18 protein-coding genes are annotated in these 20,367 nt (G+C 61.6%); 12 read left to right on the top strand and 6 right to left on the bottom strand.

Annotated features, from left to right (window positions below):
• Positions 1-4 precede the first annotated feature (4 nt).
• From ACZ5WW_RS20530 to argA, 5 genes are all read left to right on the top strand, one after another.
• Entirely contained in the window at positions 5-922 is a 918-nt protein-coding gene (locus tag ACZ5WW_RS20530; RefSeq protein ID WP_377162347.1) for a Kelch repeat-containing protein, read from the top strand.
• Positions 919-2,715, top strand: coding sequence for an ABC transporter substrate-binding protein (locus ACZ5WW_RS20525; RefSeq protein ID WP_377162345.1), 1,797 nt, complete (start codon positions 919-921; stop codon positions 2,713-2,715). The genes ACZ5WW_RS20530 and ACZ5WW_RS20525 overlap by 4 nt, the downstream gene beginning before the upstream one ends.
• Entirely contained in the window at positions 2,712-3,680 is a 969-nt protein-coding gene (locus ACZ5WW_RS20520) for an ABC transporter permease (RefSeq protein ID WP_377162343.1), read from the top strand. The genes ACZ5WW_RS20525 and ACZ5WW_RS20520 overlap by 4 nt, the downstream gene beginning before the upstream one ends.
• Entirely contained in the window at positions 3,677-4,597 is a 921-nt protein-coding gene (locus tag ACZ5WW_RS20515; RefSeq protein WP_377162341.1) for an ABC transporter permease, read from the top strand. The genes ACZ5WW_RS20520 and ACZ5WW_RS20515 overlap by 4 nt, the downstream gene beginning before the upstream one ends.
• 64 nt (positions 4,598-4,661) lie before the next feature.
• Positions 4,662-6,008, top strand: coding sequence for an amino-acid N-acetyltransferase (argA, locus tag ACZ5WW_RS20510; protein ID WP_377162339.1), 1,347 nt, complete (start codon positions 4,662-4,664; stop codon positions 6,006-6,008).
• On the opposite strand, the gene ACZ5WW_RS20505 is transcribed toward argA, so the two are convergent.
• The 3 genes from ACZ5WW_RS20505 to ACZ5WW_RS20495 all read right to left on the bottom strand — a co-directional run bounded on the left by ACZ5WW_RS20505 (position 6,001) and on the right by ACZ5WW_RS20495 (position 9,040).
• Positions 6,001-6,579 carry a hypothetical protein gene (locus tag ACZ5WW_RS20505; protein ID WP_377162338.1) on the bottom strand — a complete coding sequence of 193 codons (579 nt, stop codon included), beginning with the start codon at positions 6,577-6,579 and terminating at the stop codon, positions 6,001-6,003. The two genes, argA and ACZ5WW_RS20505, sit on opposite strands and share 8 nt — an antisense overlap.
• Positions 6,580-6,622: 43 nt before the next feature.
• Complete coding sequence (gene thrC, locus ACZ5WW_RS20500) at positions 6,623-7,993, bottom strand: threonine synthase (protein ID WP_377162337.1); 1,371 nt, start codon at positions 7,991-7,993, stop codon at positions 6,623-6,625.
• A 96-nt stretch (positions 7,994-8,089) separates the two neighbouring features.
• Positions 8,090-9,040: an efflux RND transporter periplasmic adaptor subunit gene (locus ACZ5WW_RS20495; protein WP_377162336.1), complete on the bottom strand. Its 951-nt coding sequence runs from the start codon at positions 9,038-9,040 to the stop codon at positions 8,090-8,092.
• Positions 9,041-9,145: 105 nt separating this feature from the next.
• Between ACZ5WW_RS20495 and ACZ5WW_RS20490 the strand changes: the two genes are divergently transcribed.
• From ACZ5WW_RS20490 to ACZ5WW_RS20470, 5 genes are all read left to right on the top strand, one after another.
• Positions 9,146-9,700, top strand: a complete 555-nt coding sequence (locus ACZ5WW_RS20490) for an ion channel (RefSeq protein WP_377162334.1) — start codon at positions 9,146-9,148, stop codon at positions 9,698-9,700.
• A gap of 42 nt (positions 9,701-9,742) precedes the next feature.
• Positions 9,743-9,955 carry a hypothetical protein gene (locus ACZ5WW_RS20485; RefSeq protein ID WP_377162332.1) on the top strand — a complete coding sequence of 71 codons (213 nt, stop codon included), beginning with the start codon at positions 9,743-9,745 and terminating at the stop codon, positions 9,953-9,955.
• Between the two features lie 46 nt (positions 9,956-10,001).
• A complete protein-coding gene (locus ACZ5WW_RS20480) occupies positions 10,002-11,615 on the top strand; it encodes a sialate O-acetylesterase (RefSeq protein ID WP_377162330.1) in 1,614 nt (537 codons plus the stop codon).
• Positions 11,616-11,630: 15 nt separating this feature from the next.
• Positions 11,631-12,650: an SAM-dependent methyltransferase gene (locus tag ACZ5WW_RS20475; protein WP_377162328.1), complete on the top strand. Its 1,020-nt coding sequence runs from the start codon at positions 11,631-11,633 to the stop codon at positions 12,648-12,650.
• A 101-nt stretch (positions 12,651-12,751) separates the two neighbouring features.
• Positions 12,752-13,321: a hypothetical protein gene (locus tag ACZ5WW_RS20470; RefSeq protein ID WP_377162326.1), complete on the top strand. Its 570-nt coding sequence runs from the start codon at positions 12,752-12,754 to the stop codon at positions 13,319-13,321.
• A 34-nt stretch (positions 13,322-13,355) separates the two neighbouring features.
• Here the strand turns inward: ACZ5WW_RS20470 and ACZ5WW_RS20465 are convergent, their stop codons facing one another.
• A complete protein-coding gene (locus ACZ5WW_RS20465) occupies positions 13,356-15,329 on the bottom strand; it encodes an amidophosphoribosyltransferase (protein WP_377162324.1) in 1,974 nt (657 codons plus the stop codon).
• 276 nt (positions 15,330-15,605) lie between these two features.
• Here ACZ5WW_RS20465 and ACZ5WW_RS20460 point away from each other — a divergent pair, with 276 nt between their 5' ends.
• Positions 15,606-16,880, top strand: a complete 1,275-nt coding sequence (locus ACZ5WW_RS20460; RefSeq protein WP_377162322.1) for a PQQ-dependent sugar dehydrogenase — start codon at positions 15,606-15,608, stop codon at positions 16,878-16,880.
• A gap of 48 nt (positions 16,881-16,928) precedes the next feature.
• The gene (locus ACZ5WW_RS20455) at positions 16,929-18,341 is read left to right on the top strand and encodes a sulfatase (RefSeq protein ID WP_377162320.1); all 1,413 of its coding nucleotides are present in this window, start codon (positions 16,929-16,931) and stop codon (positions 18,339-18,341) included.
• A gap of 27 nt (positions 18,342-18,368) precedes the next feature.
• Here the strand turns inward: ACZ5WW_RS20455 and ACZ5WW_RS20450 are convergent, their stop codons facing one another.
• Entirely contained in the window at positions 18,369-18,920 is a 552-nt protein-coding gene (locus ACZ5WW_RS20450) for a heavy-metal-associated domain-containing protein (RefSeq protein WP_377162318.1), read from the bottom strand.
• A 10-nt stretch (positions 18,921-18,930) separates the two neighbouring features.
• Complete coding sequence (locus tag ACZ5WW_RS20445; protein WP_377162316.1) at positions 18,931-20,334, bottom strand: DUF1501 domain-containing protein; 1,404 nt, start codon at positions 20,332-20,334, stop codon at positions 18,931-18,933.
• Positions 20,335-20,367: the final 33 nt, after the last annotated feature.

Below are 20,367 nucleotides of genomic sequence, written 5' to 3'. Positions count from 1 at the left end.
CCATATGAAAGTAGCAAACTATCCCGCATGGTCCGAAGCCGCCCCGCTGCCAACTCTCCGCGGAGGCTGCGCCGGAGCCGTGATAGACGGCAGGCTGTATGTCCTCGGTGGCGGACTTTCCGCCAAACGCCCGGTGGACACGGTGGAGTCCTATGACCCTGTGACCAACCAATGGAAGCCCCACCGCCCCATGCCGCTGCCACGCAACAATGTCGTCGCCGCGGTGCTCGATGGGAAAATCTATGTGGTGGCGGGCCTCGTGGCTCCTGCCGGCAGCACAGATGAGCAGCCGCTGGAAAACGAGCCGTCTGACCGCGTCGATGTTTATGATCCGCAGACAGACACCTGGACCACCTGTGCGCCGCTCCCCGAAGCGCGTGTCAAACCCGGTCTCAGCGTGGTGAACGGCCGTCTGTATGCGCTGGGCGGACGCCACGGAGATGTGAACACGACCTCCATCGTCTCTTATGATCCGGCTGTGGATGCATGGAACAAGGTGGCCGACCTGCCACTGGGTGTGCGGCATGCACCTGCCGCACAGGCTGGGGGCCTGATCTACCTGACAGGAGGCTGGTCGCCGAATGGGGACAAAGGTGACATCCACGCCAAGGTCTGGCGTTTTGACCCGGCCTCGAACGAGGTGGAGGAAGTGGCCTCCATGCCGGAACCACGAGTGGCGCACAGCCTCATCGAAGTGGACGGACAGCTGCTGGCGCTCGGCGGTGTGACTGCCGACAAGAGTTTCCTGGAGTCCGTCTGCCTCTATGATCCGACGATCGACAGCTGGACCGCACTGGACTTTGAAATGGACCCACGCGGCATCTTCGCCGCAGGCTTGATCGACAGGCATATCCATGTCGCCGGCGGCTGGACCAAGCTGTACAAGGAGCCGCATACAACGGTGCAGACGCACAGCCTGTGACCAGGAAGGGCCAGGCGCTGTGGAAGCTGGTGCAGCACGCCGCGATTGCCGTCGTGCTGGCGGGCTGCGGACGTGAAGAAGAGGCCGCCTCCCCTGATTCCGAGCACATCGTGCTGCGGGACAGGGTGGCCGGAATCGATCCCATCCATGTCAGCGGTCTCGCCTCGGGCATGGCGGCCGTGGCGTCGAACATCTATGAGCCACTGTTTCAATATCACTACTTGAAGCGGCCGTATGAAGTCGTGCCATGCCTCGCCGCCGAGATGCCACAATGGAGCGCCGACGGGCTGAAGTGCCGAATCCGCCTGCGTGAAGATGCGCGATTTCAGGACGACCCCTGCTTTTCTGAAGGCCGGGGGCGTGGTGTCACCGCGGAGGATGTCATCTTTTCGTGGAAACGCATTGCGGACCCACGCAATGCCTCTGCATTCTGGGCGCACTTTGAGCACCGCATCGTGGGTCTGGATGCGTACCGACGGGCAGTGCGCGAGCACCAGCCGGAACCGGAGGTGCCTGGACTGCATGCTGTGGACGAGCACACGCTGGAGATCCAGCTCACAAGCGCGTGGCCGCAGATCATTCACCTCCTGGCGCATCCGGCGACCGCCGTTGTGCCTAAAGATGCACTGCGCACCTACGGTGCGGATTTTCTGCGGCATCCCGTGGGCACAGGTCCCTTCCGACTGCACTCGTGGCAGCCGGGCACAGGTGTGGTGCTGAAAAAATCGCCAACCTTCCGACGGGAAAGCTATCCGGCCGAAGGCGCGCCAGATGATGCGGCTTCAGGGTTGCTGGCAGATGCGGGCAGGCGTCTGCCGCAGGTGGACGAGGTGCATTTCCATGTGATCGAAGCCTCCGAACCTGCGTGGCTGCTGTTTTTACAAGGCCGGATCGATCACCTGGGCATACCGACTGACCATTTCTCCGATGTGCTAGACGCGCACTGGCAATTGCGTCCGGCCTGGAACCAGAAGGGGCTGCGGGTAGATGTTTTTCCATCCATGTTTCTGCGATGGATCGGCTTTAACATGGCAGATCCGGTGATCGCGAAGAACCTGCCGCTACGCCGCGCCATCAGCCTCGCGATGAACCGGCAGGAGTTTAATGACCTCTTCCTCGGCGGACGCTGCGGCCTGCCAGGCTCGCTGCTGCCACCGGGGATGAAAGAGCACCGGCCGGAACTGCGCGACAGGTGGATGACGTTTGATCTGCCACGAGCCCAGGCGCAGCGAATCGAGGCCGAAAAGGTGCATGGAGGCCCCCTCCCGCCGCTGACACTGAGGATGGGCGGAACCTCGCCGCTCGTGCGGCAGATCGGCCAGTTGATCACACGCTGGCTTGCCGATGCGGGGCTGGAGCTGCATGTGGACCACGTTGACGAGCGCTCTCTGGCCGCCACGATGAACGAGCGGCCGGCATCCATGTTTTTTGGCGACGGCTACAGCATGACGCACCCGGACCCGACCGACCTCTTCCGCCGTTTTGCAAGCCAAGGCAGCGATGGTGGGGACAACCGCTTTCATTATCACAACCAAAGATTCGACAAGTGGTACCATTCACTGACCGCCATGCCGGACTCACCCGAACGCATCAAGCTAAGCCACCAGATGGAGGACCTTCTGCTGGAGGATCTTCCGTGCATCGGCTTTCTCTCCTACAACTGGGTTTCTGTCCGTCATGACTGGCTCACGAGTTTCAAGCCCCATGCCTTCTCAGGCCCTGCGGGTCTCATCAAATATCACCGGATCGATGGGCAGCGCCGGGTGCCGTGGAAGCAGCAACCGCCGCCATGAAACGCTTCATCATCCAAAGGCTGATGGCAGCAGCACCCGTGCTGTTTGGTGTGCTGTTGCTGACCTTTGGCCTTTCACGCCTGCTGCCGGATGATTTTGCCGTGCGTTTGGGAGGGGAGCATGCATCTGCCGAGATGCTTGCCGACATCCGCTGGGCACACGGCCTAGACAAGCCGCTGTTTGTGGCGTGGGACCGCCTGTTGTCAGGAAACATGGCGGCTGCGTTTGATACGCAGTTCATCGGTCATTGCCGCAAGCTGTTCACGCTCGACTTTGGACGCTCATGGTCTGCGCTCAGGCCGGTGTCTCACATGCTGCGAGAGGGCGTGGGTGCGTCGCTGGCGATCACCGTACCCGTGATGCTGGGCTCTGCCGCGGCATCTGTGGTGCTGGGGATGCTGGGAGCATTTGTCTGGCGCACGCACTGGGACCGCTGGCTGCTCGGTGCCTGCACGCTGAACATGAGCATCCCCGGGGTGGCGCTGATTCTGGCGGCGCAATATTTTGTGGCCTTTGAATGGGGCTGGGCGCCGGTACATGGCTGGGCAGGCGGCCGTGGACTGATCCTGCCGGTGCTGCTGGGAATAGTCATCGGCCTGGGAGCGGATGTGCGCTTTTGCCGAGCCGTGCTGCTCAAGGAAATGAATGAGGACTTCATGCGCACAGCCCTGGCCAAGGGCGTGGGAGGCTGGCGGCTGTGTACGGTGCATTCGCTGCGCCCGGCACTGGGGCCTTTGCTGGCACGATGGCTGCCGCGTCTCCCCTTTCTGCTGACCGGGTCGCTGTTTCTGGAGCGTGTCTTTGGCATCCCCGGTCTCGGGGGCATGATGGTGGATGCCATTTCGGCGCGTGATTTTCCGGTGATCAATGTCATGACCTTCATCGCAGCCGTGCTGCATCTCCTGGGACAAACCGTGGCGGATGTTCTCTCCGCGCGAATTGATCCGCGAATCCGGATTTCATGAGCGCGGCATCTTACAGCAATGCGACCATGACAACTCCGGGCTGGAACCGGCTGCGGAAGGTGTTTCGCCTCCGTGGCTGGCCGGGTGTCATGCTGATCGTGGTGCTGGCCTACATCATGGCCGCGCTGCTGGGCTCCCTCGGCTGGCCGGACGAGGACTGGACCCGTCGTGCCGGCCCATCATTTGCACCGCCGTCATGGGAGCACTGGTTTGGAACCGACCGCCTCGGACGCTCGGTGGCCTTGAAGACCTGGCTGGGTGCCCGTCTTTCCGTGATCATTTCCTGCGGTGGTGCCGCGATTGCCGTGGGGACAGGTCTTCTGCTCGGCATGCTTGCGGGATGGAGGCGGGGATGGGTGGATGCGCTGGTGATATGGCTTTGCACCACGCTGAGCACGGTGCCCAGGCTGCTGCTGCTGCTCGCGCTTTCGCTGCTGCTGAGGGAGCAGAGCATTTTTGGTGTGTCTTTGCATGGAGCCCCAGCCATGCTGCTGGCACTGGGACTCACAGGCTGGGTTGGTGTATGCCAGGTGGTGCGGGCAGAGATGATCAAGCTTGGCTCGCTGCCATTCATCCTGGCGGCCAGGGCGCTTGGCGCCAGCAGCTTTGGCATCGCCCGCAGGCATGCGCTGCCGCACCTCACGCACCTGATTTTGGTGGAGTTCGGCCTGCGGGTGGCCGGTTTCATCGGTGCGGAGGTTTCCCTGAGTTTTCTCGGTCTCGGTCCGGTGGATCAACCGTCGTGGGGGACCATGCTGGAAGAAGCCCGGATCGAGACTGGCCAGCATGTGTGGTGGCAGATGACCGCCTCCTTTGCGGCGGTGCTGCTATTTTCCACCGCCGTGCATGAGGTGAGCGATGCCTTGCGTGATGTGCTTGATCCGCGCAGAGCTCCAGAACCGGGCTCAGAGCGGTGACCGTCGAGATTTCCGACCGGGAAGATGACAAACTTTGGGACGAGACAGCTGATGTTGTGCTATCTTGACTGCTCAAACAGTGAACAACGACTCCGCCAAACCCCAGCAGCGCTTTGAAGACTTGCGCGGCATCCTCCGCTACGTACCGCAGTTCAGGCAGCGCGTTTTTGTGATCGCGTTTGACGGGGCGCTGATGACGCAGCCGGGCTTTGCGAGCCTGCTGCAAGATGTGGCGGTGCTGCAGTCCCTGAACATTGAGGTGGTGCTGGTCTTTGGAGCACGTGCCCAGGTGCGGGCGCTGGCCGAGAAGCGTGGCATAACCCTGTACAACGACGATGGCATGGGCCGCACGGACGCGGCGGGCATCGAGATAGCCAAGGACGCCATCATGCGGCAGTGCAGCGACCTGATGGCCGACCTGACGGCGCTGGAAATGCCGGTGGCGATTTCCAATGCGCTGGCGGTGCATCCTGCGGGAGTGATTGACGGGGTGGACCTGGAATTCACAGGAAGGATCGAGCGAGTGGACGAGGAGTCTCTGCGCGCCCTGCTGAAGGCCGACATCATTCCCATCTTGCCGCCGCTGGGCTATGATGGCCGAGGAGCCACGCTGAGACTGAACTCGGATGCTGTGGCGGTGGAAGTCGCCATCGCGCTGCGGGCGGCGAAGGTGATCTTTGTGGCCGAGTCTGGCATCACGGCCGCAGATGGCACGCGCCTGGAGCAGCTTTCCGTGGCGGAGGCCCGGGAGATGCACAAGCGCAAGGACTCCAAGCATGACGTGAGCATGCTGTCCAAACTGCGCTACGCCGCCCTGGCCTGCCAGGAGGGCGTGCCGCGGGTGCACATCGTGGACGGCACGCAGGATGAAGCGCTGCTGGCGGAGCTCTTTTCCAACGAGGGCGTGGGAACCATGATCCACGCGGATGACTACCAGCAGATCCGCAAGGCCCGCTCCTCGGATGTCCCTGCCCTGCTCTCGATGATGCAGCAGAGCGTGGACGATGCTGCGCTGGTGCCGCGCACGCGTGACCAGATCCAGTCAAAGATCAAAGACTTCTTCGTGCTCGAACTCGACGGGAACCCGATCGGCTCCGTGGCGGTGCATGCCTACGAAGAGGATGGCCGGAAGATCGCGGAGCTGGCCTGCCTGTTTGTGCGCCGCTCGCACAAGAACAAGAACCATGGGCGGAAGCTGGTGGCCTTTGCCGAGGAGCAGGCGCGCCTGCGAAACTGCGAGGTCATCGTGGCGCTGAGCACGCAAGCGTTCCGCTTCTTTGAGGAAAAAATGGGCTACACCGTGACGGGGCCGGATGCCCTGCCGCTGAGCCGGCGCGAGAAGTACGACAAGAGCGGCCGGAACTCGAAGGTACTGGTGAAATCTCTGAAACAGAGCGGCGGCCCTACTTGATGCGGGGGATCTTTGAGTAGGCGAGCGCGTGCTCCGCGATGGCGATGGCCTGGTCCTGCAGTTTTTCGCCGATGAAGCGCTGCTGAAAGCTCACGCGGCACTTGCGGCCGTTTTTGGCAAAAGCGACCCAGAATTCCGTCGATTTGATGCGCTCTGAGGCGCTGGTGGCGTCGGACCATTCATACTGGACGGACTGGCTGCGCGAGACCTCGCGGAGCCCCTGGGCGGTGAGCGTGACGGAGTAGCCCATGACCTGCCAGCCGAGCCAGGTGACGGCGATGCCGAGCAAAAACAATGCCGCGCCGAAGACGATGGAAGGCCCGATGGCCTTGATGCGCCCAAAGAAGCCGCCATTGCCAAACTCCAGGGCGAAGTACTTCACCCGTCCATACATGACCTTCACCAGGACCAAGGCGGCGATGACGAGCAGAGGCCCGCCGCCGAGCAGTAGCCAGGAGTAGAGGTCTCCGATCATGAGCGTGACTCCATTGCCTGCAGAGCCGCCTTTGACGAGATAGGGGGAGAGGTCAAACAGGCCGGCAATGTCGAAAGAAAAGGGCGACGAACTCATGGGCGTTTCTTTTTCTGATTAAACCCACCCGCCGCCCCGTGCGTCAAGCCTTGGTTCCGTGACTTGTTTGTTGCCGGATGAAGTCTTTTACCGCGGACACGTCTGCCGCCATGGGCCAGGTTTTGAGCGGTTTGGACTTCAGGGCTTCGAGCGTGGGGTGCGTGGGCTCGCTGCCGGTGGCCTGCCGGACGACCTCGGGGAACTTTGCCGGGCTGGCTGTGGCGAGAACAACGCTCACGCGGTCCTGCGCCATGTCTGTGAAAGCGCAGGCGGTGTGGGGATCGAGCACATACTGCCAGTCCTTCCACATCTGGGCGATGACTTTGACAATGGTGTCGTCGTCCATGCGGGTGGAGCGGAGGGAGGTGTGCGGGAGCCGAATGGTGAAGGGAGCGCCCGACTTGATCTGCGACATGACCTCACGCACACGTGCCGAGTCCTGACCGAGGATGTAATAGAGGAAGCGCTCGAAATTGGAGGCGGCCTGGATGTCCATGCTGGGAGCGTGGCTGGGGTGCACCTCACTCTGGCTGTACTCACCGCTGGAGAAGAAGCGGTGGAGGATGTCGTTTTGATTGGTGGCGACGCGGAAGCTGCCAGCGGGCATGCCCATCTGCTGCGCGAGCCATCCGGCGAGCACGTTGCCAAAGTTTCCGGTGGGCACGACGTACTCCGCCGTGGCACGCACATCCTCCGGCAGCCTGAGGCAGGCCCAGATGTAGTAAACGCACTGCGCCAGAACGCGGGCAATGTTGATGGAATTGACTGCGGAGAGATTGACCGAACTTGCGAAAGCGGTGTCTCCAAAGGTGTCCTTCACCACGCGCTGCGCATCGTCGAAGGTACCTGGGACAGGAATGGCGAAAACATTGTCTGCACCGGTGCAGGCCATCTGGCGCTCCTGCAGGGGGGCAACGCGGCCGTTTGGATAGAGAATGAAAATGGTGATGCCATCGCGCCCCAGGCAGCCGTGAATGGCGGCGGAGCCGGTGTCACCGGAGGTGGCGCCGAGCACGGAGAGGCGCTTGCCGCTGTGCTGGACCTGGCGCTTGTAGAGCAGGCCGAGGAGCTGAAGGGCGAAGTCTTTGAAGGCGAGCGTCGGGCCGTGGAAGAGCTCCAGGACGTAGGTTTTGTCCGTGATCTTTTTGAGGGGGGCCACGTCCGGGGAATCGAAGCGGCGGTAGGCCTCTGCGGTGAGCTGGTGCCACTCGGCATTGCTGATCTCGGGGGCGAAGAGGGTGAAAAACTCCGCCGCGAGCTGGGGGTAGCTGAGCTTTGACCACGCGGGAAGCTTGTCCGCGATGCTGGGCAGACTCTCCGGCAAAAAGAGGCCACCATCCGGCGCAAGACCGGCTTCAACAGCTTCAGAGAACGTGTGCGGCTGCGTCTGGCCGCGGGTGGAGAGATAGTGCATGCGAATGAATGAGGGTAGGCATTCTTGCGTGGAATTTGCGGAGACACAACGAGTCTCTTGCCTGGAGGCGGGCAGCCGGCGGGCCGGGCAGCGGGGCTACTTTCTGCGGGGGATGAAGATGTCCACCTGCTGGCCAACGTAGAGGGGCTGGTCCTTGGGCTTGTCGAGCTTGTAGATGACCTGGAGGACGCGGGTGTCCACGCGCTCTGTGCTGGCGCCGGTGAGGGAGACTTTGGGGATGACGTAGGGCTCGATACGGACGAACTGGGCCTTGAATTTTTTTGAGGAGTCGCTCTTGAGCGAGAAGCTGGCATCGAGGCCAGAAGCCACTTCCATGGCGTTTTGCTCGTCCACATCGGCACGGACATGGAGGGTGGAGATGTCTCCGAGGACGAGCGCGGGCTGCTTGTTTGCCGGAGAGGCGTACTCGCCGGCACGGATGTTGACCTGCAGAATGGTGCCGGATCTGGGCGCCTTGACGGTGAGGCGGTCGATGAGGAGCTCTGTCTGCTGCACATCGGCCTTGGCGGAGATGAGCTGTGCGTCCGCAGCCTGCAACTGGGCCTTGGCGACGAGAACGTCGTTGGTGCGGTTGCGCAGATCGTCCTGGCTGATGGCACGCTGATCGGGGATGGAGGTCATGCGGTCGAGCATGTCCTGCACCTTGGCGAGCTGGGCGCGGTTGATGGCGAGATTGGCCTGGGCGATGGCGATGGCGGCCTGCTGCTTGAGGAGGGAGGCGCGCAGTTCGCGATCGTCGAGGATGAGCAGGGGGTCCCCTTCCCTGACGACCTGATTGACGACGACTTTGACCGACTGGACCAGGCCGGGCATCGGCACGCCAATGGCGACGTTTTCATCCTTGGCCTCGAGAATGCCGGTGGCGGCGATGTCATCCGGGGCGATTTTTTGCGGTGGCAAAACCGGCGGCGGCGGGATGGCCGACTCCTGACTGCGGATGGTCTGGAGGACGAACCCCATGGCGATCACGCCCGCGACGGCAAGGAGGTAGGTGGAGTAGCGGATGGTCGTGGAGATCAGGTTCATTGGGAGGAAAGGCGGAGGATAACGGATGAGGCGAGATTGGCGAATGCGGAATGACGGACAAAATTACGCTCGACGAGACGGGCCAGGAAGTTTCAATTCTGCCAGATGAACAAGGAACCGGGCATTGCAGGGCAGGTCATCCGCCAGGGTGGCGAGGTGGCGGTCATCGTGCTGGTGGCGGCAGGGCTGCAGGCCCTGTGGGGGACGCACTGGCTGGGCACCCGTGCCTTTTGCCTGGTGGTGCTGGCAGCGGCGTTGGCAAAAACGGTGTTTTTCTTCGTCGAAAACCTCCAGCACATCCTGCTGGCCACCCAGGAGGACATGCCCTACCACCGGGTGCTGGGGCTGATGGGGGTGAACATGGCGCAGATCACGCTGGCATTTGCGCTGGACTACTGGTGCCTGGAAACGGCGGAGCCGGCGAGTTTCAGCTCGATCGACGCGGCGTGGAACCAGTGGGAGCAGCTGTTTGAGTTTTTCTTTTTCAGCGTGCTGAACTTTTCCTTTTTTGGCTTTGGGGATGTGACCCCGCTGACGATCCCGGCCAAACTGGTCACGATGATGGAGGTGCTGCTGGCCTTTTTCACGGTGATCTTCCTGCTGTCTGATTTCGTCAGCCTGAAGGACTCGCTGAGAGTGAAGAAGCCGAAGGGGGAATGATCCGCGTCTTGCACGGGCGGGCTGGCGCTCTAGGCTTGGCGGATGGACCGACCCGCCGCCATCGCTCAAATCCGTGAAGCCTGCAAAAACATCGCGCTGCAATTCATGAAAATCCACCCTGCCGTGCCAGGACTGGCCGACGAGGAAACACAGAAGGAGTGCCTGCGCAGCGTGCACGAGATGACGGTGCTGCTGGAGACGATCAAAAAGAAGATCGGCCGGCTGGAACGTGCCGATGACAGCACCCTGCTCTGACATTTGGCTTACTTGCCCGAAACCGCCGCCCAAACGATCATCCGCCATGAAACAAGCCATCATCTGCCTTCTCCTGCTGACGGGGAGCCTGCGGGCCGAAGTCAAACTGCCCGCCCTTTTTTCCGACGGCATGGTGCTGCAGCAGGCACAGCTCATCCGAGTCTGGGGGACTGCTGATGCAGGCGAAGAGGTGAAGGTGACATTTCATGACCAGACGCACAGCTCGACCACCGACCCGTCGGGCAAATGGGCGATCACGCTCAACCCGATGAACGCAGACGGGCAGCCAGCCGAGATGGTGGTGGCGGGCAAAAACACGATCACTTTGAAAAACGTTCTGGTTGGCGAAGTGTGGATCTGCTCCGGGCAGTCGAACATGCAATGGACGGTGCAGCAGGCGGGCAAAGCCCAGGAAGAAATCGCGGCCGCGAATCACGCTCAGATCCGGATGTTCAATGTCGAGCGCAGCCCGAGCATGACGCCGCAGACTGATTGCAAGGGCGCGTGGAAGGAGGCCACGAGCGCGAATGTGGGGCAGTTTTCGGCCGTGGGCTACTTTTTTGGCCGTCACCTGCATCAGGCGCTGAAGGTTCCGGTCGGCCTGATCAACACCTCATGGGGTGGGACTCGTGTGGAGGCCTGGACCGGCCGCGAAGCGCTGGAAGAGCGCCCCTGCGCCACTGAGATGCTCGCGGACTGGAAGGATGCCGTGGCCAAATGGGATGGGACGAAGGAGACGGCCGCGTACGAAAAGCTCAAAGCCAGCTGGCAGGCGCAGGTGCAAAAGATCGATGCCGCAAATGCCAGTCTGCCAGCCGACAAAAGGCAGACGAAACCCGCGGCACCACGCCTGCCGGAGGACCCAACGAAGACGCCGCACCACCCCAGCGTACTTTTTAACGGCATGGTGGCGCCGCTGATCCCCTACACAATCAAAGGCGCCGTCTGGTACCAGGGCGAGTCGAACCAACGACGGGCTTTTCAGTACCAGGAACTGCTGCCCACCCTGATCAACAACTGGCGGAAGCAGTGGGCGGAGCCGTTCTCTTTCTACATCGTACAGCTCGCGAACTATGGCAACGGCAAGCCCGCCACCCAGGACCCCGGTGTGCCGGACACGTGGGCAGAGCTGCAGGAGGCGCAGACACTGACGGCGCAAACACTCGACAAATGCGGCATCGCCATCATCAACGACATCGGTGAGCAAAACGACATCCACCCCAAAAACAAACAGGAGGTCGGCCGCCGGCTGGCGCTCTGGGCGCTGGCCAAGGACTACGGCAAGTCTGGCGCTGAGTATTGCGGCCCGCTGTACCTCTCGTCTGTGATCCAGGGCGGCAAGGTTCGCGTGCAGTTCACCCACACCGGCTCGGGTTTGAAAACTCGTGACGGCGGCGAGCCGAAAACCTTCCAGATCGCAGGGGCGGACCAAAAATGGGTGTGGGCGAAGGCCAAGATCGAAGGCAACGAAGTCGTGGTCTGGAGCGATGCCGTGCCGCAGCCCATCGGAGTTAGGTATGCGTGGGCGAGCTGGCCGGAGGGTGCCAATCTCATCAATGCGGAGGGGCTGCCTGCTTCGTGCTTCCGCACGGATGACTTTCTGCCCTCAACCCTGGGTGTGGTGTCTCCCTTCAAGGAAAACACCCCGGCGAAACCGTGATCACCACTGACAGGCGTGCATCTTTTCCTTTCTGATCCAGACACGGCCCCCTTTCTGGCCGATGAGATCCGGCGAGCAGCGCCGGACGCGGTGCCCCATGAGGTGGAGGGGCTGGGGACAGCCGCCGAGGTGCCCCTGGAGGGGCTGCTGCTGGCTTTTGCGCGACAGACCCTGCCGGATGCGGTGGAAGTCTCTCCCAGCTCCATCAATGGCTGGGCTGACCGGATCATTGAGGCCATCGCGGGTGTCTTCCCGGATGACCAGCCTTGGCGACTGCACCTCTGGCCGCAATACGGGGAAGGCAAAGCCGGACTGCACCGCTGCGAACTCATCCGTGCCGCGCTGACAGAGAGGCTGAAGAAAAAGCGGCGGCATCTGCTGCGCTCGATGACTGACACGGATGGGGTGTTTGATGCACAGACATCGCTGGTGCAATGCGTGCTGACTTCGCCGGAAGCGGGGTGGATTTCCGCTGCTGCGGCGCCGCAGCCGCATGCGCTGCGCTGCCTGATCTCAAGCTTCCCGCGAGGTGAGGTGCCGCTGGCAGATGACAAGAGCGCGCCCTCGCGCGCCTTTACGAAACTGGTGGAGTCTGAGCAGCGTCTGGGCAGAAGGATCGAGCGCGGGCAGACCTGCGTGGACCTGGGGGCTTCGCCGGGGAGCTGGAGCTATGTGGGCATTCAGCGCGGGGCGCATGTGATCGCCATCGACCGCTCTGAGCTGCGCGAGGACCTGATGCGCAATCCGCGGCTGCACTTTGAAACCGCCGACGCCTTCAAGTACAAACCGCCGCAGAGGGTGGACTGGCTGGTGTGCGATGTGATCGCCGCGCCGCAACGGAGCATCGACCTGCTGCTGGAATGGCTGCGGGAGAAGCGCATGCGGCAGTTTGTGGTGACGATCAAATTCAAGGGGCACGATGAGTACCCGCTGCTGGACATCCTCAAACGCGAAGCGCCGCCGCTGTGCGCGGAGTTTCACCTGACGCGGCTGTGTGCGAACAAGAACGAGGTGTGCGCGTTTGGGGTGGTGTGAAAAGAGAGTGAATGGAGCGGCATAGGACTCCGTCTGATGCCCTCATGGTGAATTAGTCTTGCGACGAAATCCCCTGCCATGCTATCCACTCTCCCACAACCATGAAGCTTTTCATCACTTTCATCCTTGGCGCCATCACCGGCGCCTCTCTGTTGTGGTTTGGATTCAGAAAGGAGGTCGTGATACTGAACAACAGGCCAGTAGTGGTGGACCTCTTCTCAGGAAAGGCACACCGGGTTTTTGTCTCTTATCTTGAGGCCGAGCAACTGGAACGTGACGAGGCCAAGAGGATCGAGGCTTTGCATGAAAATGGGACGTCAGCTTCAGAGGAGGCTCAATGGCGTGAGCTTGATGTGTCTGAAATCAAGAAACTCGAATTCCAGTGGAGTCAAAACGGCTCGAACATCAAAGCCGAATTTCACAATCCATTTGAGCAAGAAGTGAAGGTCGAGCGAGTTCGTGTGCAGATTCCGGCTCAGAATGCTCACGCCGCGATCGACCGGGAGTTTCAAACAGATCACTCCATCTGCCCACCGCTGGCAGATTGCGTGGACTTGCTGCGGTCAATACGAATCCCATTTGAAAATTTTCTCGGCCCGAGGCCCTCTGACGGTAGCGAACGCCCCAAGGTCGGCTCGATCACGCCCGTTCGTGTATTGATTCGAAAGTGATGCCCGCGGCACATCGACTGGCCACTCGCCTCATCTAAAGCAGGGCCTCATGCGCGCGGCCGTCCTTGGCCTCGCAGTAGAGGATGAAGGACTGGTTCACGACGGAATAGCCGCCGGGGGTCGGGTAGTCGCCGCTGAAGTACCAGTCGCCATATTCAGCACCGAGTGCGGAGTGAAGGCCGGGGATGGACTGATAGATGACTTCGACCGTGCCGTGCCAGGAGGTGTCCTCAGGGCTGATCATCTGGGCGATGCGCTCGGAGATCTCCTCGTCGGTGAAAGGAGCGTAGATGGCCTTGACGGCGTTGCGCATCTCCTCCTTGGGCTTGCGCATCTCGGTTTTGCAGGCGCGGTAGGTCTCCATCACGATGTGAGACATGCCACGCTCACGAAGGAGTGAAATGGCTGCCTGGAAGGCGATGAATTTGCCGAGCTCCGCCATGTCGATGCCGTAGCAGTCCGGGTAGCGGATCTGGGGGGCGGTGGAGCAGACGATGATGCGCTTGGGATTGGTGCGCGCGAGGATGCGGAGGAGGCTTTTCTTGAGCGTGGTGCCGCGGACGATGGAGTCGTCAATGACCACGAGGTTGTCCTTGGAAGTGACGACACCGTAGGTGATGTCATAGCTGCCGGAGACGAGCGCGTCGCGCCCGGTTTCCTGGGCGATGAAGGTACGCATCTTGATGTCCTTGAGCGCGATTTTTTCGGCCCGCGGCCAGTTGCGCAGCACGAGATCGTCGAGCTTGGCCTCGTCAAACTCACCACGCTTGAGCATGTCCATGAGAGCTTCTTTGACGACGCCACGGCGGCTTTTGCGCAGGCCGTCGAGGAAGCCGAAATAGGCGGTCTCCGCCGTGTTGGGGATGAAGCTGAGCACGGTGTGCTCGAAGTCGTTTTCGATGGCCTTGACCACCTGGGGAACCAGCTGCTCTCCGAGAGCCTTGCGCTGGTGGTAGATGGCGGAGTCGTTGCCGCGTGAGAAGTAGATGCACTCGAACGAGCAGGGCTTGTATTCACGCGGCTCGGTGAATTTCTGGATGGTCATGCCGCCATCCGCCTTGATCACCGCCACATGCGCGGGGGGGATTTCGTGGATGTCCTCTTCATTGACGCCGAAGACGGACATGAGAGCGACGCGCTCGGAGGCGATGGTGAAGATCTCGTCGTTTTCGTAATAATGGCAGGGGCGGATGCCGCTGGGGTCGCGCATGGCGAAGAGGTCGCCATTGCCGATGACACCGACGATGCTGTAGCCGCCGTCCCAGCGTTTGGCGGACTCCCGGACCACGGCGGTGACGTCGAGCTGCTCGCTGATGTGATGGGGGATGTCCTCACCGGGGATGCCTGAGTCGCGGAGGTCGTGGTAGAGCTTGGTGTGGGCCTCATCGAGCTGAAAGCCGATTTCTTCCAGGACGCTCTGGGTGTCGGTGCCGAAGACGGGATGCTGCCCGCGCTTCATCATGACCTCGTTGAGCTCACGGGTGTTGGTGAGGTTGAAGTTCCCCATGACCATGAGAGTGCGCGTGGGCCAGGTGGTGCGGCGCATGTAGGGATGGAGGGCTCCTTTGCCAAAGTCACCGCTGGTGCCGTAGCGCAGGTGGCCGATGTAGATCTCCCCGGCCATTTCAAACTCGCGCTTGATGGCGTCCGGATCGTCCTCAAAGGAGACGAATTCCTTGCCTTCCTGGTCGCGCTCGTCCTTGCGCTGCTTGTCGATGCGGCGGGCGATGCGCTTGAACTCTTTGCGCTCATCATCAAAGACCTGGCCGATGCGTTCCACGCTTTCGGTGCTGCGCATGCGGAACATGTAGGGGAGGCCGGGGGGCATGCCGAGCTTGCTGCAGCCGATGCCCATGCCGTCCTGGCCACGGTTGCGCTGCTTGGTCATGATAGCCTGCAAGGCGTCAAAGCCGTAGAGGGCGTTGCCGTATTTTTGATAGAAGTATCCGAGCGGCTTTTTCAGCCGCACCACTGCAATACCGCACTCGTGACTGATTGGGTCGCTCATCGTAAAGGAGCGCCAACCATTGGCATACGACGGAAGGAGTGCAAGACGTGGAAAAAGTTTCTCACTGAGGTGCCCCCTGAATGCTGACGAGCGTAAAACCTATGCCTGGCCTGAGTCTGGCCCTCGGGACAATCCCCAATCTAAAAGAAGAGACGTGAGCACGTCCTGCGAGACTGCCCGCCGCATGAGCAAAAAACACCCAGTGTTTTGAGCAAAGCATGGCCACTTGCTGTCATCATGGCATAGTCCATGCAGCCGTAATCACCTACCTACCCGATGAAATCCCCTGTTCTTTCAAACTTTTGGCTGCACGCGTTTTTTGCCGCCGTTTTTTTGGCTCACGGCCCCGCTGATGCCGCCATCCCGGATGCCGGCTCTCCACAGCCGGTGCCTGTGCCGCCGGAAATACCCGCAGCGGAGCTGCCAGAGGAGATGATGACCGGAATCGTGCTGAGGAAGCTCGCCTTTGACCGCGAATTCGACTCTCCGGTCATGCTGGCCTCGCTGCCGGATGCCAGCGGTGAGCAGGTGGTGGCCATGCAGCGGGGGGAGTTCTGCGCGGTGCGCCTGGATGGCAGCGGCCAGTGGCGGCCCTTTCTGGACTTCCGCGCAAAGATGAAGGGCATCGTGCTGTTTGAGGAAGGGGTGCACGGGATTGCCTTTCACCCGCGCTTTGCCGAGAACCGGCTGTTTTACATCAGCTACTCCCAAAACGAGCCCCGGCGCACGGTCATCAGCGAAATGCGCGCCTCCAAGGACGCCACTCCAGACGCGCTGCCCGAGACGGAACGTGTGCTGCTGGAGATCCCGCAACCGCTGGCAGACCACTGGGGAGGCCACATTGCCTTCGGGCCGGATGGCTGCCTGTACATTGCCCTGGGAGACGGCGGCCTGCGGAATGACCCGTACCGTCTGGCGCAAAACCCGTGGGTGCTGCATGGCAAGGTGCTGAGAATCGACGTGAACAGCCGGAGTGGCAACCTGCCGTATGGGATCCCCGAGGACAACCCTTTTGCCAAGGAGCAGACCGTGCGCCGCGAGATCTTTGCACTCGGATTCCGCAACCCCTGGGGACTGTCCTTTGATGCACGCACCGGCCAGCTGTGGTGCGCGGATGTAGGACAGGACCTGTGGGAGGAGATCAACCGAGTCGAGGCCGGGGCGAATTACGGTTGGAGTGACCGAGAGGGCCCCGCGAAGAGTGCCTTCCACGCGCACAGCGACCTGCCGGACACAGCGGTCAAGGACCCTGTACATGCCTACACCCGCCTGCGTGGCGAGGGCATCTGCATTGTCGGAGGCCTGCTCTACCGCGGGCAGAAACTGCCACAGCTGGACGGGGCATTCGTGTTTGCCGACTGGGGCTACGGCACCATCTGGGCGCTGGGGATCGACCCCGCGAGCGGCCTGCCCTCCCGCCGCAGCGTGCTGCACCGGAAGGACGCGGAACATAAATTCAACCCGACGCTGGTGACGGCCGACGTGGATGGCGAACCGGTGCTGCTCTCCCAGGACGGAGCGCTGTACCGGCTGGAGAAGGATGACGACTAAGCTGCTTTTGCGCGCAAGACGGGACGCATGGCCGCGTTCAAGCGGGCCATGACCCGTCTCTTTGCCCTGCTCCTGCTGCTTCACAGTGTCGCGGCCGCCCAATCCAAACCCGATGTGCTTTTCATCGCCGTCGATGACTTGAACGACTGGACGAGCTATCTCGGCGGCCATCCGCAGACGAAAACACCGAACATTGACCGCCTGGTGGCGCGTGGCACGGCGTTTACCAACTCCCACTGCGCCGCCCCGGCCTGCAACCCCTCGCGTGCGGCACTGATGAGCGGGCTGCGCCCGTGGCAGACAGGGATATACACAAACGGTGATCCAGCGCAGGACGTGCTGAAGGATGTGGTGACGATCAACCGACACTTTCTGGCCAACGGCTACAACACCCTCGGGGGTGGCAAAATCTACCATGGCTACGGGAGCGAGGGGCGGAGTGATTCATGGACGAAGTGGGAGGGGCTGTTTCCTTCCATCCAAGAGCACGAGGAAAACATGAACGGCCTCGGCCGCGGTCACTTTGACTGGGGTGCGGTGGATGCCAAGCCCACTGACATGGGCGACTACAAAGCCACGGACTGGGCCATCAACCAGCTGAAGACGGCACCGACGGACAAGCCGCTCTTCCTCGCGCTGGGGTACATCAAGCCGCACCTGCCGTGGTACGTACCGAAGGAGTATTATGACCGCTTTCCGCTGGCCGAAATCAAGCTGCCGGTGACGAAGGAGCATGATCTCGATGACATCCCCAAGGCCGGAGTGCGCATGGCAGGCCCGGAGGGCGACCATGCCGCCGTGGTCAAAGGCGACCAGTGGAAGAAGGGTGTGCAGGCCTACCTGGCCACGATCTCCTTTCTGGATGACCAGGTGGGGCGTCTGCTCGACGGGCTGGACCAAAGCCCGCGCAAGGACAAGACGGTCATCGTCTGGTGGACGGACCACGGCTGGAATCTGGGCGAGAAGGAGCACTGGCGGAAATTTGCGCTGTGGGAGGAAACCACGCGCACGTCGATGGCGATCATCGCCCCAGGCGTGACGAAGCCGGGCACAACCTGCACGGCGCCGGTCGATTATGTGAACATGTACCCCACGATCTGCGAACTGACGGGCCTGCCGGTGCCAGAGCATGTGAAAGGGGCGAGCCTGATGCCGCTGCTCAAGGACCCCGCCGCCAAGTGGGACGGTGTGGCCGTCTGCACCCACGGCAAAGGCAACCACGCCGTGCGCGATGCGAACTGGCGCTACATCCGCTACGCCGACGGCACCGAGGAACTCTACGACCACTCCAAAGATCCGTATGAGTGGACGAACCTCGCCGGGGAGGTGGGAATGAGCGAGATCAAGGCGAAGCTTGGTGCTTCCATTCCCGCCACGGCTGCCGAAGTCAAACCCACGTCTGGTGACGGGAAGAAGAAAGGCGAGGGAAAAGGCAAGAAGAAGAAAAAGGCCGAGGAGTAGCCTGAATGACGTGAGAAGAGGAGGGCTTTACGGTTTCTCCTCCTCCACGGTGAAATCGAGCCCCAGGCCGTTCGGTGCGGGTGACTTCATCGCAGCAGCCAACTGTGCGAGGCTCCAGCCCTGCGGACCGGATTTGCCGGGGTCGGTTTTGAGTTCATTGAAGTGGATGAGCAGATCTCCCCTGGCCTTGTCCACCGTCTCCAGCTGCACCCAGTCTTTCCAGCGCGCAAACAAGGCGTCCACTTTCGCGGCATGCTTCGCATAATCCGGCACGTGCAGCTTCAACGTCGCGAGGTAAGGTTTGCCGTGAATGGCGAGGGCCTCGCGCACGGCTTGTGCGACTTGGTGCTCGCTCACGAGCTTGGGGTCAAAGACCACGTTGGCGTAAGAGTCTATCAACTGCACGACCGTCGCGTCTGCCACGCCCTTTGTTTCACTGATCGACTGCTGAACGACATAGACGCAGCTCCCGCACTCGACGCCTGAGACATAAAAGGTGACGGACGGGTGTTTTTCGGCGGCACGGAGACCGGCCAGGCCGGAACCGAGGAAGAGAAGAAGGCAGAGAGTGTGTTTCATGAGGACCGATTCAAACAAGACCGCGGATAGGATCTCCACGAGTCAGAAGATTGAGCAGGCTGGGCGGAAGGCCATCGGTGACACGTGCCTCGCCGACATCCACCAGCGTGTGCATGATGGTGGAGATCAAATCGGGGATGGTGACCGGCTCTGAAGCGGGTTCGCCACCGAGGCGTGCGGACTGACCGATCACCTGCCCCATTTTCAGGCCGCCGCCATAGATCATGAGCGGCGCGAGACCACCCCAGTGATCGCGCCCGCCTTTGACATTGATCCTGGGAGAACGGCCCATCTCGCCACAGCAGACGAGCATGATTTTCTCACTGAGCCCGCGTGATTCGATGTCTTCAATCAAAGCGGAAACCGCGTGGTCAAAGGGGCGGCCGACGTAATCCATGCCAGTGCGGCACGGGGCGTTGTTGCTGTCTGCGTGCATGTCCCACACAAAACTCGTGGTGACGGTGACAAAGCCGCAGCCGCGCTCACACAGCCGCCGTGCCAAGAGCAGCAGCCTGCCGAGAGTCGCCGCGTTGTCGGCGTAATGCTCGCGGTTGTTCCACTGGGTGCTGATGCGGTCTTTGGGCAGCAGTGGCGCGGTGTCATAGCGGGCGACGAGGCGGGGATCCTCCCTGGAAAGGTCAAAGGCATCCGACACGCCTCTGCGCAGGACGTCGAAGGCCAGGGTTTGGAATTCTGCCATGCCTCCGACGGCGTGGCTGGCATCCATGTGACGCTTCCATTGATCGAGTGAGGAAAGCAGAGCGCGGCGGTCTTCGAGGCGGGCCTGAGGCATGCTCAAGGTCATGTCGGCCTGGGCTCCGCTGCCAGCGCCGGGCACGAAAGGCTGGTAAGTCGCCCCGAGCTCGCCACTGGAGGTGAAGTCGCCGAATTGCCGGATCACGGGGCCTGCTGCGGCTGAAACGGCCTGCGGGAAGAGCGCCACATTGGTCGGCATGGCACTGGATTTGCGCAGGGGGCCTGCCATGCGTGAATACAGGGAGCCAAGATTTGCCTTCAGCGTATCCTTTCCGACGATGGTCTTGATGTCATGGACGGCATCTCCCGTGACGAAGGAGCGGACGATGCTGAACTTGTCCGCCAGCTTTGCCAGCCGCTCAAACGTGCTGCCAAAGGTCACGCCGGGCAGCCGGGTTTTGATTTCCCCCGTGACGCTGCGGATCTCCGAGGGCGCATCCATTTTGGGATCAAAGGTCTCAAACTGAGAGGGGCCGCCGTGCATGAAAAGGAAGATGACGGACTTGTCCCTGAGGAGAGACTTTTGCGGAGCGGAGAGTGAGTTGAGCGCCAGCAGATCACTCAAACCAAGGCCGCCGAGGCCGAGCCCGCCGATGCGCAGGAAATCCCTGCGCCGGAGGCACGAAGAGCCCTGGGTGTGGTCTGAGAAGGTGAGCATGTCGATTCCACATACGCCCGCAGGGAGGCAGTC

The organism is Prosthecobacter fluviatilis, from assembly GCF_055388355.1.
Note: the sequence above shows the minus strand (reverse complement) of the source record. Positions and strands in the feature narration are given on the sequence as shown.

Bases quoted from the DNA above. Each gene is read 5' to 3' on its own strand.
- ACZ5WW_RS20530 (WP_377162347.1), top strand. From the start codon at position 5: ATGAAAGTAGCAAACTATCCCGCATGGTCCGAAGCCGCCCCGCTGCCA.
- ACZ5WW_RS20520 (WP_377162343.1), top strand. From the start codon at position 2,712: ATGAAACGCTTCATCATCCAAAGGCTGATGGCAGCAGCACCCGTGCTG.
- ACZ5WW_RS20515 (WP_377162341.1), top strand. From the start codon at position 3,677: ATGAGCGCGGCATCTTACAGCAATGCGACCATGACAACTCCGGGCTGG.
- ACZ5WW_RS20505 (WP_377162338.1), bottom strand. From the start codon at position 6,579: ATGAGTTCGTCGCCCTTTTCTTTCGACATTGCCGGCCTGTTTGACCTC.
- thrC (WP_377162337.1), bottom strand. From the start codon at position 7,993: ATGCACTATCTCTCCACCCGCGGCCAGACGCAGCCGCACACGTTCTCT.
- ACZ5WW_RS20495 (WP_377162336.1), bottom strand. From the start codon at position 9,040: ATGAACCTGATCTCCACGACCATCCGCTACTCCACCTACCTCCTTGCC.
- ACZ5WW_RS20490 (WP_377162334.1), top strand. From the start codon at position 9,146: ATGAACAAGGAACCGGGCATTGCAGGGCAGGTCATCCGCCAGGGTGGC.
- ACZ5WW_RS20485 (WP_377162332.1), top strand. From the start codon at position 9,743: ATGGACCGACCCGCCGCCATCGCTCAAATCCGTGAAGCCTGCAAAAAC.
- ACZ5WW_RS20480 (WP_377162330.1), top strand. From the start codon at position 10,002: ATGAAACAAGCCATCATCTGCCTTCTCCTGCTGACGGGGAGCCTGCGG.
- ACZ5WW_RS20470 (WP_377162326.1), top strand. From the start codon at position 12,752: ATGAAGCTTTTCATCACTTTCATCCTTGGCGCCATCACCGGCGCCTCT.
- ACZ5WW_RS20465 (WP_377162324.1), bottom strand. From the start codon at position 15,329: ATGAGCGACCCAATCAGTCACGAGTGCGGTATTGCAGTGGTGCGGCTG.
- ACZ5WW_RS20460 (WP_377162322.1), top strand. From the start codon at position 15,606: ATGAAATCCCCTGTTCTTTCAAACTTTTGGCTGCACGCGTTTTTTGCC.
- ACZ5WW_RS20455 (WP_377162320.1), top strand. From the start codon at position 16,929: ATGACCCGTCTCTTTGCCCTGCTCCTGCTGCTTCACAGTGTCGCGGCC.
- ACZ5WW_RS20450 (WP_377162318.1), bottom strand. From the start codon at position 18,920: ATGAAACACACTCTCTGCCTTCTTCTCTTCCTCGGTTCCGGCCTGGCC.
- ACZ5WW_RS20445 (WP_377162316.1), bottom strand. From the start codon at position 20,334: ATGCTCACCTTCTCAGACCACACCCAGGGCTCTTCGTGCCTCCGGCGC.